This is a genomic window from Streptococcus dentiloxodontae (assembly GCF_053206925.1).
The window spans coordinates 1-12,809 of sequence record NZ_JBRUHR010000017.1 but is presented as its reverse complement, the minus strand read 5'-3'; the positions used below and the strand labels follow the sequence as shown (position 1 = coordinate 12,809).

Here is a 12,809-nt window from a genome sequence, read left to right as displayed (position 1 = left end):
ACCTCTTCTATCTCTCTTACAGTTTCCCAATTACTCAACGGTCAATTTTAATCATATCAAACAACATTACTATGGCAGCCACAAAACCATTAACCCAACAGGTATTGTACCCGTTGGGCCAAACTTAGATTGGACAGAATAAAAAGGAGCCTTCAAGCTCCTTTTTTACATTTACTTAAAACCTGAATTGACAGTATAATCCAATGATTAACTCAAGTATTAGCTCAAAAAAACACTTATTAACACAGTTTTTTATAGTTTGCTGGCAGCTGCCTTATCAATGATAAGAACCACATCTGCATGTGTCTGCAGAATGCTAGCTGGGACGGCTGCTGTTACAGAACCCTTAACCGTTTTGGCAATAGCTTCTGCTTTTTCTGCGCCGTAAGCCACAAGAACGATTGTTTTAGCCTTCATAATAGAGCCAATACCCATAGAAATAGCCTGAGTCGGCACATCCTCAATCCTGTCAAAAAAGCGGCTGTTGGCTCTAATGGTATCTTTCGTCAAATTGACCACATGCGTTTGACTGTCAAAGGCAGTGCCAGGTTCATTGAAACCGATATGACCATTACGGCCGATACCTAAAATCTGAAAATCAATTGGGTAGGCTGCGATAATTGTTTCATAGCGCTGTGCTTCCGCTTCCAAATCCTGTGCCAATCCGTTTGGTAGGAAACTTTCTTTGAATGGCTTGTATTGAAAGAGATGCTCCTGCATAAAAGTATGATAAGACTGCGGATGCTCAGGAACTAAGCCGAGGTATTCGTCCAGATTTATACTAGTCAGCTCTGTAAACTCTAAATCACTCTGAACAACTTGCTGATAAAAGGTAAGAGGACTGCTGCCTGTCGCCAATCCCAAAGTTTTAGCTCCCTGCGACAGCTTTTTCTTTAAAAGAGCAAAGGCTTCTCTGCCGCCTTCAATCTGATCTGAAACGGTTATAATTTTCATAAGCTTAGCCCCTTTCTTGATTGATATTATTATATAACCCATTATATGGTCTATACCAATTTTTGTCAATAAAATGTATTTTTCGTAAAGCATTTCATCATAAACTCTGCTTTTTCTGCCATCTAAAAAAAGCCAAGACCTGTGTCTTAGCTCTACCATGTTACAAAGAGAAAAAGTGGCCAATAGCATAGGTGACGAGCATCGTTAAAAGACCAATACAGACATTACGACGCATAGCTGGTCCTGTCGGCGCTCCTCCGAGACGGGCACTGACATAACCGGTAATTAGCAGAGCAACTGCTACAACACTAACGGTAGCAATGATGCGAATGGCAGCTGGGAAAAGTAAAATAGCCAAAGTCGGACAAAGAGAGCCAATAAAGAAAGCAATAAAGCTTGAAACAGCTGCATGCCACGGATTGGTGAATTCTCCAAATTCAATGCCATATTTTTCATCAACCAAAACCTTGATTGGATTTTTAGAAAAAGCTTTTTTCACTAAAATATCAGCTGAAGTGTCACATTCACCATTAGCAATATAGGTGTCATAGAGCGATTTTTTAGCAGCCTCAGGATTGCTTTTCAACAACTTTTCTTCACGTGCCACAGCCGCTTCTTCTGTATCTTTTTGTGTGCTGACAGAGACATATTCCCCACCTGCCATGGAGAAAGCTCCTGCAAGGATAGCAGATAAGCCAGATAAAAAAATAATCCAAAGATTCGTCGTGGCGCTTGCCATCCCAATCACCACACCAGCTACTGAAATAATTCCATCATTAGCTCCCAAAACACCTGCTCGCAGGATGTTGAGACGTTTTGCAAATTTCTGATTGTCCATAAGTTTCTCCAAGTTTTTTTGTGATAGTCCTAGTATAAAGGATTACATTATCCAAGTCAATTATTTAGAACTATTCTAAATAAAAAAATAAACGTCGTCAAAAAAACGTACAAAATTGATAGCTTCTCATCATGTAAAAGAAATAATCTTGCTGTAGAATTAAGGGCATACAATTATGACTATTACAAGCTAGGCCATTAGAAAAGGATGTAAAAATGAAAAAAGATAGTATGTTAAAGTTAGCAATCATAGGGATTTTAGCAATCGCAGGGCTGGCTGGAACAGCGACATCACTGCCATCAGCATTGGGAGTCAATCAGGTTTCTGCTGACGAGACCTCAGCTTACTACAATATCTTAGATTATGGCGCTAAAGCTGATGATCCTCAATTTGACAATGCCCCAATCTTCAACCAAATTATCCAATCCATGGGAAAAAATGGCGGAACCATTTATATTCCGACAGGAACTTTTTACCTGAGTTCTTCCATTATCATTGACCGCTCTTATGTTTCCATCGTCAGTGATAATTCAGGCCTTCGTTCAGGCATTGATGCTGAAACAGACAACTCCCAAGCAGGAGGCGGCGGAGCACAGCTTTTAACAAGTTCAAGCCTTACTGCTATTCAAATCAAATCAGCTGCATCAGACCGTCTATCAGGCATCAGCTTTTCTGGTTTTCAGATAAAGGGAACCGATAACAATGGATTTGGCATCAAAGCAGAAACCGATAATGATGGCATCAAAATTTCCAACATGGTCATCAATAATGTCGGTACAGGGATTGAACTTCAAGGAGCGGATGCCCCATCTATCAAGGATAATTGGATTGCTGAAACCATGACAGCCATCAAACTCAGAGGAGCCAGTCAGCAGGCAGAAATCAAAGATAACTCACTAGGAGCACAACCTAGCGGGGTTACCCTTGATTTGGAAAACGCAGATCGCTTCAACATCACAGGCAATAACATCTATCCTGATGGCGCTTCTGCTATGCGACTTTACAACCCTACTCATGGCGTCGTCTCAGGCAACACCATTTCTTCTTATTACAACGGCATCATCGAAATGCTGCCAAATGCTCAAGGCACTTATGGAAATGGCAATGTCATCTCAAGCAATGTTATCTCAAGCAATGTTATCTCAGTAGAAAACTGGACAGACAACCCCTCTGGCCGTGACAGCAAGTGGGGAATTCTCCATATTGAAGGCAGCTCCAACCGTATTGATGGCAATTCGATTATCGCTAATGGTGCCCCTGAAAATTATAGCGGCATTCTTATCAACAAAGGCGACCATAACCGAATCAATGCCAACTCTATCGGTCTTGACGGCCCTGCTTCTAATGCCAAAGTTGTGGTCAACGACGCTGCCAATGATACTCTTGTCAGCAACAGTATCGCTGACAGCGAATTTCAAAACGGAGATAACCCAAGCAATAGCAATAGTCCAGCCTAAGGACATGTGATATAAAGACCAAAAGATACGAAAAACAGCCGTATCTTTTTCATTTACAGTAAGAAATAAAGCAAACATGACTGACAGCAGCAATCATGCTATAATAGAAAGGCTTAACTATTGGAAAAATTTGGAGAGGATAATTACCGTGAATACAAACGATTTTGATTTTGATTTGCCTGAAGAACTCATCGCACAGACCCCTCTAAAGAAGCGCGATGCATCAAAACTTCTGGTCATTGACCCCGTCACTAAAAAAATGACTGACACGCATTTTGATCATATCATTGACCAGCTTAATCCCGGTGATGCTCTGGTTATGAATAACACGCGTGTTCTTCCTGCCCGTCTTTATGGAGAAAAACCTGAAACACATGGTCATGTCGAGCTATTACTGCTCAAAAACACCACAGGCGACCAGTGGGAGGTTCTGGCGAAGCCTGCTAAACGCCTTAAGGTCGGAGCTAAAATTTCTTTTGGCGACGGCCGCCTCACAGCTACTATCATTCAGGAATTAGAACACGGCGGACGCATTGTAGAATTTAACTACGACGGTATTTTCCTAGAAGTTCTCGAAAGCTTGGGAGAAATGCCGCTGCCACCTTATATCCACGAAAAACTAGAAGACCGCGACCGTTATCAGACCGTTTATGCTAAGGAAAATGGCTCTGCTGCTGCCCCGACAGCGGGACTGCATTTTACAAAAGAGCTGCTGCAAAAAATCCAAGCCAAAGGTGTCAAACTCGTCTATCTGACCCTTCACGTAGGACTGGGAACCTTTCGTCCCGTCTCAGTGGACAATATCGCCGATCACGACATGCACTCCGAATTTTACAGTCTCTCCAAAGAAGCTGCTGCAACCCTCAATCAAGTCAAAGAAAACGGCGGACGTATCATTGCTGTCGGAACAACTTCTATCCGTACCCTAGAAACCATTGGTCAAAAGTTTGATGGCAAACTGCAAGCCGACTCTGACTGGACTAAAATCTTTATCAAACCAGGCTATGACTTTAAAATCGTTGATGCCTTCTCTACTAACTTCCATCTCCCAAAATCAACCCTAGTCATGCTGGTAGCCGCCTTTGCAGGACGCGAATTTGTCCTAGAAGCCTACCAACATGCCGTCCAAGAACACTACCGCTTCTTTAGCTTTGGCGACGCTATGTTTGTAACACAACGGGTGGGGAAATGAGTAGTTTCGCAGAAACTTGGTTTATCAGCAATCCCTGATTTTTAGTTGCTGACCTGAAACAGTTGAGTAGGACTGTAAAAGTTGATTTATCAACCTATTAGAGTCCATTCAACCACTACATCTTATCATTATGACTATATACTAAAACGAAGCTGAGCACTTTTGTACCAGCTTCGTTTTAGTATATATTTATCAAATTAAAAAGATATCTACTAATATGACTTAATAGATACCTCTTTATGTAAAAAACTATATTTTTAAAATTGCTAGAATTAACTCAACTATTGTCTTCTTCAGCAACCATTAATGCCTCAGACCGGGAATAGGCGTCATAATTATTATCAGGATTATCCGTCCACATTTCACACTGCTTAATAACAGTCACAATAGCATCCTCTACACCTTCTGGCGGATATTTGTATTTTTTCAAAAGACGTTTGACAAGCATACGCATACGGGCTCGTGCCGATTGTTTCTTTTGCCAGTCAATCGTTCTGCTTTTTCTCAGCATATCAGTCAATTCATGCGTCATGGCTACGAGTTCGTCATTTTCGTAAACATCTTTAACAGCCTGCGGTTGTGTTAAGGCATCATAGAAAGCTAATTCTTCATCTGATAAGCCTAAAGCATTTCCTTCTTCGTGAGCCGTCGTCATCTCTTTAGCCATTTTCATTAATTCAGCAATGACTTCTTCATTTGAAAGCATGCCATTAAGATAAGCCCGCATTGAGCGTGATAGAATTTCTGAGAATTTTTCAGATTTTACCAAGTTTGTCCTTTGATAGAGGGCAATTTGTTCATTTAACAATTTTTTCAAGAGTTCAACAGCTAAATTTTTCTCTTTCATCTTAGAAATTTCATCTAAGAATTTTGGATCAAATAAAGAAAATCCTGTATCAATATCTGAAAAGAGATTAATGACACCTTCGCTCTTGATAGAAGCTTTCAGCAGTTCATTAATACGATCATTAATGTCTCTAAGAGAGAGCTTTTTACCATCTCCAGTAATCCGCGTCAACAAGGTTCTGACAGCTTCAAAGTAAGCAGCTTCAAAACGTTGATCAGGTGAAAGTAAAGAACGGCAAAGTGATAAAGCTTGACGCAAAAGTAAGGATTCTTTGATAAAAAGTTCTTTTTTCTTTTCTTTGTCAACACTAGATAAGAAATTCACCCCACCGCTAATTGTTTTGGCTCTTGCTAAATCACTCGATTCAGAATTCATGAATGCTGAATAATCAAAACCATAAAACAAATCACGGCAAATTTCTAATTTTTCAATGAATTTTGGCAAGGCTGTTTTAGCAATATCGGTATCTCCAAAATTGCCTTTATCTCGATTTGTGTAATCGTTCATAGCCTGTTTTAAGGCTCCAGCAATACCAATATAATCAACAACAAGACCACCTTCTTTATTTTGATAAACACGATTAACGCGTGCAATGGCCTGCATTAAATTATGTCCTTGCATAGGCTTGTAAACATACATAGTTGCCAAACTTGGGACATCAAAGCCAGTCAGCCACATATCAACAACAATTGCAATCTTAAATGGGCTGTCATTATCCTTAAATTTCTTGGCCATTTCTTCCCTATGACGCTTATTGCCAACAATATCATGCCATTCTTCTGGATCATTATTGCTGGAAGTCATGACAACACCAATCTTTTCTGTCCAATTAGGACGCTTTTCAAGCAATTGATGGTAAATTTTCATGGCAATAGGACGCGAATAAGCAACAATCATTGCCTTACCAGTCAATTCTTGTGCACGGTTTTCCTCATAATGCTTGATAATATCATCACACAATGAACTGATGGTCTGGTCTGCTCCTAAGATACTATCCAGACGTCCCAATTCTTTCTTACTCTTATCAATCGCATGAGATTCCGCACTTTCTGCCATTAAATCATACTCAGCATCAATCAAGCGCAAAACATTCTCATCCAATTTCAAGTGCATAACACGACTTTCATAGTAGACAGGGCGTGTGGCACCATCTTCAACAGCTTGTGTCATATCGTAAACATCAATATAATTACCAAAAACTTCAGTCGTTGATTTATCCTTAGTAGAAATAGGTGTCCCTGTAAAACCAATATAAGTCGCATTGGGCAGGCTGTCTCTAATAACTCTAGCTGTTCCGACAACTAAACGGCCACTTTTAACATCAACTTTTTCCTCTAAACCATATTGACCGCGATGAGCCTCATCTGCCATAACAACAATATTTCTTCTCTCAGACAATGCCTCAGCAGACTCCTCAAATTTCTGCATAGTAGTGAAGATAATGCCATTAGCCTGACGACCAGCTAGCAACTCTTTCAAGTGAAGACGACTCTCTGCTTGGACAGGTGTTTGTCTGAGAAAATCTTTACATTTTGAAAATTGACTATAGAGTTGATCGTCTAAGTCATTCCTATCTGTCAGAACAACAATAGTTGGTGAGTCTAGAACTTTCTGTAATAAATGAGCATAGAAAACCATTGATAATGATTTACCACTTCCCTGCGTATGCCAAAAGACACCACCGCGACCATCACTTTTAGTGGCATTCAAAGTAGAGACAGCAGCTTTATTAACTGCAAAATACTGATGATAGGCCGCCAAGATCTTAGCATCTTCAGAAAAACAGATAAAGTTTTTCAAAATATCTAGGAACCTTTTCTTATCAAAAATTCCTTCAATAAAGGTCGTAAAATTAGCATATTGCGTATCTTCAAAACGACCATCTGTCGTCTTCCACTCCATAAAACGATCTTCACCAGCAGTAATCGTCCCTGCTTTTGACGTTGCCAAATCGGTCATGACACAAAAGGCATTATAGGTAAATAAGCTTGGAATTTCTTTTTGATAAGTTTTTAACTGACGATAAGCATCTGATGCATCTGTTTCTTCACGAGACGGACTTTTTAACTCAAAAACAACTATAGGCAAGCCATTCAAAAATACGATAACATCTGGACGCTTATTGCTCTTTTCTACAATTGTCCACTGATTAATAACGGTAAAAATATTGTTATTAATATTCTCAAAATCAGCCAGATAAACAATACCGGACTGCTGTTTCCCCTGATAAAAATAGGACACCTCAATACCATTTTGCAGATAATCCGTAAAAACTTTATTCTTCTGAATCATGGAGCCCAATTCAAAGCGCTGCAGTTTCTCAATCGCTTTTCTAATAGCAACATCAGGTAAACCTGCATTAATTCTTTCCAAAGCAGAATAAAGCTCATCCAAGTATAAAGGTTCTCTGTAATCTCGCTCTATATCCGGTCCATAAATAGATGAATACCCTAAACCATCACGAAAAAGCTCCATAACCGCATTTTCGTAGTTGTTTTCAGTAAATCCCATAAGATCTGTCTCCCAGATAAATTCTAAATTTAAATGCCTAATCGTCGATAAACTGTATCATTATAATAATAAGCTCCAGTTTTCCACTCTTTTCGATATTGCTCATGCGAACGAGGCCAGTTTTCAAGAGCATACTGCATAATTTTATTTCCAAAGGGGATAAATATAGCCAGTTGATCATCTAAACTTGATGGACAATAATCATCCCTTTGTTTGCTTTTATTTAGATTGACACAGATAATTGGTAAGTCTTTCTTAATGGCAAGTTCAATTTCCCATTTTACAAACTTTCTTAAATATCTAGTATGTTCACCAATCAACAAAACAAAAACCTTACTGTTAGCCATTCTTTCACGGAGCTGTCTCTTGATTGATTCTTCACTGCTAGAATCTCTAGCACTATTAATATTGTGAGCATCATAAAAATTAAATGATGTACTGTCATTTTGTTTCCAAGCTTTCATGAGTTGATAATAACGCATATCATTATCACCGTCAAAAGCAACATAAGTTTTATTCCGATAAGTCATTATTCATTCTCCCTTAATTCATATAAATTTACTTGACTAAGTAAGTCATCATGCACGATAATAGTCAGCTTGGCAGGATATGCAAATTTTATTTTACTGATTTTGAACGTCCAAATCATTATACGCAGTAATTCATTAATATCAATATCTTCAAAACCATTTTTAAATCTCGTTATTCCCGAGCCAAATACTGGAACTGTAACTGATCTTTGAGCATATAATCTATTAATCTCGTTCCAAAATGTTAAAAGAAAATTGACATATTCCTGAATAGTCAGCTCTGCTTGATTATTTTTATTAAATCGGCTAAAAGCGGTTAGAATATATTCATCATCTATCAAAATGGAACTTCCTAATCTATATTTAGTAGTTTTTCCTTGCTTCCGCTTTACTTTCTGTTCTACAATACTGTTTTTTAAATCATCATCATTCTCAATATCAGAGTTTAATTTTTCAACATTATCAACATGATTAATGATAAACTGCCCGTTTAAAGATTTCTTGGCAATTATTTTATCATCAACTACCGTATCAAAATATTCATTAAAAGCAATCGCTTTTAACCCATCTTCCTCAAAAATATCGCCTGATTTTACAACAACTGTAGTGAGACCTATTTTTATTGTGGTTTGAGTTATTTTATTAGCAATATGCCAATAAATCAGATAAGAAACAACTAATACAGCAAAATAGATAATACCTGCTAATAATTTAAAATTTCTTGGTATATCTATAAAAATCAAGCCAGCTGTTAATATAGCCGTTATTTTGGAACAGAATTCATAAAATTGTTTTCGGATATTTTTATCCAATATTCCTACTTTCAAAACTTTTCCTTTCTCTTTTTACTTAATATTAATTTGATAAATCATCATTTAGCGGCTTGATTGACAGAAATTTCACCGGATAGAAGTTTGGGTAGAAGAGTATCACGTAGCATTGATAATTTTCTATTTTCGTTAGCATTTTTAGCAATCTGGTGCATGATTGGCGCTATAGTAGTATTAAATTTAGCAATTTCTTCTGTTGTTGGAAGTAATATTGATAAAGTTTTAACTTCAGTTTGATTTAGTCCAGGTTGAGCCGCCTTACTAGAGGCTCGTGAAAATAAAGCTTTTCTGTTTTCATCATATAAAAGTAAAAAATATAGGAAGAATGAGCTTGGTGCTAGTTTGTTTGGCCTTAATATAAAAATATGCTCGTTAATGGCACATTGCGCATGCGGAAAGTTATCCAATGCCATTGACACCTTTCCAGTATAAGCTCCATCTTTATAAAGTAAGACATCACCTGAATGTACAACACCACGATTGAGTTTTTTGAAGTATTCTAAGCTTATAAACTTTTCCTTAGTATAGTCATATTGACCAAAACGTTCAATGTTTTCTGCACCAATGCTTGGGATACCACCTACTTCAGCACCTCCCTTTGGACGCGAACCACTTTCAAGAGTACTGATTACATCTCCTAATTGAGCAGGAGAACCATTATAGTAGACTTGTTCAAAAAGTTCTTGTCCCATCTGCTCTAAATGATGATTTATCTTTTTATTGTTTTCAATTTTGTTATCAAGTGAACGTAAAACCCCGCTAATCTCTTTTTGAATTTCTAACGAAGGTAAGGGTAACTCTAAATTAGCAATATCACTTGGTTTTATAGATGGATAAGCAGATGTACTTTGTTCTCCAATAGCATGTAAGGTTTCGACAATTTCATTTTGAATCAAATAGTAGTATATAAAATTACTATCAGCTTTACTTTTATCAACTGAGATAACTGCAAAACCAGTTGATACAAGCATATTAGGTGCAATATCTTTTATAATTCCATAGTGACATTGATTAGGACGTACTGTTGAATACAAAATATCGTCATATGCTACCTTTCTTCGAGCACGACTTGGCAACTTATCTTTTTCAGTTTTAATATATTGGAATTGCTGAATTTGGTTTCTCGTTAGATTCCCTGTATCTAAATAATTAATAAATTCCCATTTTTCGGAAACTGAGTAGGTATTTTTATTTATTTGACATACATCACTCAATCTTACTCTCTTCCAATCGTTCAATTCTTGTTTCTCCTCATCCTATATATTTGCGATGCGAATTTTTGACATTCGCTTGGTTAACCATGGCATAATGCATGGTTGTATCTATCTTGACATGACCTAGCAAGTGCTGGACTTGCTCAATTGGCATACCTTTATCTATGGCTCTTGTGGCTAGTGTCCGCCTGAATTTATGCGGATGGACTTTATTCAGATCAGCTTTTTCACCTAACTGTCTCAATCTTGTCTCTACTCCACCAATTAGCAGTCTATCATGTGGAGAAGATAAGGAGACAAACAAGGCAGGATTGTCATCAGTTCGGCTGTCTAAATAGTTAATCAGATGAATCTTTGTTCTGGCATCAAAATAGACAATACGTTCACTGTTTCCCTTACCAAAAACGACACATTCCCGTTCATAAAAATTAATATCTTCCCGATTTAATCCTACCAACTCACCGACACGCATGCCTGTTGAAGCAAGCAAATCAATTATAGCCAAATCACGAATGTCATCACAGGCATCCCTTAAAAGCTCAAGACCTTCATCAGAAAAAGTTTCCTTAATCGTTTTATCTGTCTTTATCTTATGAATCCGACGAACAGGACTTTTAAGAATATAATCCTCATCTTCTAACCAGCTGAAAAAACTGCTGAATATCCGACGCATATTGTCAATCGTTACCTTACTAGAATGTCTTTTCTGTTGATAATCCGCAAGATAAGTTCGCAAATCGCTGGTAGAGAGGTCTCTGATAGCCTTTTTCAGGCTTGTAAACATATTTTCAATCACCATTTTGTAGTACTTTAAAGACTTTTCACTGCAGCCTTCAATTCGTTTCGCTGAAAGAAATAACTCAAGTAAATGACTATTAGTTTCCTGTTCCGTAGCAGATTTAACCTCTGCTACTTCTACCCTTGTTAATGCAGCCGTTAAAACCTTTTTCAAATCCTCTAATTGCTTTACTGTCAGACTTTTTGCCATGCTTGATGTGATTTGAGTAATTAATTTATCTTTCATAAGCAACCTACCTTTCTTTATCCCATTATACTTTAAAGGTAGGCAAAGTGATAAATCATCATTTAGAGCAGATGGCGATGGCTATTTTTAAATCTTGGTTCGTTGATTTTGAACAATTTGAGGGTATTCAGCCATCCGATTGGCGGGAAGGGACATTCTCTGAAATAATTACCTCCACACTAGGTGGTGATTGGGGCAAAGAAAAACCTATTGGTAATTATCAACAAATAGTTTATTGTATGCGTGGAGCAGACATCCCAGAGGTTTCTCTTGGGAATAAAGGGAAAATGCCTATACGCTATATATTACCTAAAAATTTTACCAATAAGCAACTTGTGTCAGATGATATCGTCATTGAAATTTCGGGTGGCAGTCCAACTCAATCTACTGGAAGATGTGCATTAATGACACAATCACTAATGGACAGATATGAGTATAACATGGTTTGTACAAATTTTTGTCGCGCTATTAAACCAAAAGAAGGATACTCTGGGTTTATATATTATTGGCAATATTTATATAGTCGTAATGTGATGTTTTTGTATGAAAATGGAACAACTGGAATTAAGAATTTTGATATCTCAAGCTTTTTAGAGACTGAGAAAATCATTATCCCGTCTTTAAATGCAATCTATGAATTTTCAAATATTGTTAAAGAACTTAGAAATACTATTGCTGTAAATGGATTAGAAATTGAAAAATTAACTAATCTTCGTGCTACTCTCTTACCAAAACTCTTATCTGGCGAAATATCCGTCAATCAGACCGCTAAATGATGATTTATCTTTTTATTATTCTCAATTTTATCATCAATGGAACCCAAAATAGCAGCAATTTTTCTTTGCTCACATATTTCAAGAGGGATAGAAACCTCAATTGATTTCACCACACTGGCTGAAACCTCTTTAAAGGTTGTACCACTTCCCATATTTTCAATTTTATTTTTATTAAATTTCAACAGATAATACAGAAATAATGAATCGATATTTGAATTAGGAATAATACTTTTAAATCCTTGATTAGTCGTTACATTATTTGCAGCAATTGCAACGTATCCAATTGGTGCTCGAGAACTAAATAATACCGAACCTGTTGGTAATATTCGGGCAGAACTATTTTCTAATCCTAATGAAGTTATATTTCTATTACCATATTTAATATACCTATCACCAAAATTTGCTAAATCTTTAGGTGTTATCCAAGGTATATTGCCACCATAGTACTCCTCTTTCTTGGTAGATGGTGTCCCACCACCAATAATTTCACCAAGTTCACTTAATTTTACTGGCTCTATAATATCTGTAGTGGGTAAATCTCATTCAGATATTATAGGGCTTTTTGAGTGTATACACAAAAAGTCCCATATGACTTATAATGAAAAGCGACAAAACCATCATTAGAAAGATTCCTAT

General features: G+C 37.2%; 11 protein-coding genes and 1 pseudogene. 4 read left to right on the top strand and 8 right to left on the bottom strand.

What is annotated here, in order from left to right; translation table 11 throughout:
• Positions 1-37 precede the first annotated feature (37 nt).
• Positions 38-142 (top strand): annotated as a pseudogene (locus ACVRZ8_RS08290) (glutathione S-transferase family protein); the annotation flags it as partial.
• A gap of 110 nt (positions 143-252) precedes the next feature.
• Here ACVRZ8_RS08290 and nagB read toward each other — a convergent pair.
• Both nagB and ACVRZ8_RS08280 read right to left on the bottom strand, forming a co-directional pair.
• A complete protein-coding gene (gene nagB / locus ACVRZ8_RS08285) occupies positions 253-954 on the bottom strand; it encodes a glucosamine-6-phosphate deaminase (protein ID WP_447448848.1) in 702 nt (233 codons plus the stop codon).
• A 160-nt stretch (positions 955-1,114) separates the two neighbouring features.
• Positions 1,115-1,792 carry a VIT1/CCC1 transporter family protein gene (locus ACVRZ8_RS08280; RefSeq protein ID WP_447448847.1) on the bottom strand — a complete coding sequence of 226 codons (678 nt, stop codon included), beginning with the start codon at positions 1,790-1,792 and terminating at the stop codon, positions 1,115-1,117.
• 215 nt (positions 1,793-2,007) lie between these two features.
• Between ACVRZ8_RS08280 and ACVRZ8_RS08275 the strand changes: the two genes are divergently transcribed.
• Entirely contained in the window at positions 2,008-3,249 is a 1,242-nt protein-coding gene (locus tag ACVRZ8_RS08275) for a NosD domain-containing protein (protein ID WP_447448846.1), read from the top strand.
• Between the two features lie 148 nt (positions 3,250-3,397).
• Entirely contained in the window at positions 3,398-4,441 is a 1,044-nt protein-coding gene (queA, locus tag ACVRZ8_RS08270) for a tRNA preQ1(34) S-adenosylmethionine ribosyltransferase-isomerase QueA (protein ID WP_447448845.1), read from the top strand.
• A 277-nt stretch (positions 4,442-4,718) separates the two neighbouring features.
• On the opposite strand, the gene ACVRZ8_RS08265 is transcribed toward queA, so the two are convergent.
• From ACVRZ8_RS08265 to xerA, 5 genes are read right to left on the bottom strand one after another with little or no spacing between them, the layout of a single operon-like run.
• On the bottom strand, positions 4,719-7,799 hold the full coding sequence (locus tag ACVRZ8_RS08265; RefSeq protein ID WP_447448844.1) for a type I restriction endonuclease subunit R: 3,081 nt from the start codon (positions 7,797-7,799) through the stop codon (positions 4,719-4,721).
• Positions 7,800-7,828: 29 nt separating this feature from the next.
• Positions 7,829-8,329 (bottom strand): TIR domain-containing protein, encoded by a 501-nt coding sequence (locus ACVRZ8_RS08260; RefSeq protein ID WP_447448843.1) that lies wholly within the window; start codon positions 8,327-8,329, stop codon positions 7,829-7,831.
• Positions 8,329-9,156 (bottom strand): macro domain-containing protein, encoded by an 828-nt coding sequence (locus ACVRZ8_RS08255; protein ID WP_447448842.1) that lies wholly within the window; start codon positions 9,154-9,156, stop codon positions 8,329-8,331. The genes ACVRZ8_RS08260 and ACVRZ8_RS08255 overlap by 1 nt, the downstream gene beginning before the upstream one ends.
• A 44-nt stretch (positions 9,157-9,200) precedes the next feature.
• Positions 9,201-10,397: a restriction endonuclease subunit S gene (locus ACVRZ8_RS08250; RefSeq protein ID WP_447448841.1), complete on the bottom strand. Its 1,197-nt coding sequence runs from the start codon at positions 10,395-10,397 to the stop codon at positions 9,201-9,203.
• 13 nt (positions 10,398-10,410) lie between these two features.
• A complete protein-coding gene (xerA, locus tag ACVRZ8_RS08245; RefSeq protein ID WP_447448840.1) occupies positions 10,411-11,397 on the bottom strand; it encodes a site-specific tyrosine recombinase/integron integrase in 987 nt (328 codons plus the stop codon).
• A 47-nt stretch (positions 11,398-11,444) separates the two neighbouring features.
• Here xerA and ACVRZ8_RS08240 point away from each other — a divergent pair, with 47 nt between their 5' ends.
• On the top strand, positions 11,445-12,173 hold the full coding sequence (locus ACVRZ8_RS08240; RefSeq protein ID WP_447448839.1) for a restriction endonuclease subunit S: 729 nt from the start codon (positions 11,445-11,447) through the stop codon (positions 12,171-12,173).
• On the opposite strand, the gene ACVRZ8_RS08235 is transcribed toward ACVRZ8_RS08240, so the two are convergent.
• Positions 12,158-12,691: a restriction endonuclease subunit S gene (locus ACVRZ8_RS08235; protein ID WP_447448885.1), complete on the bottom strand. Its 534-nt coding sequence runs from the start codon at positions 12,689-12,691 to the stop codon at positions 12,158-12,160. The genes ACVRZ8_RS08240 and ACVRZ8_RS08235 overlap by 16 nt on opposite strands.
• Positions 12,692-12,809: the final 118 nt, after the last annotated feature.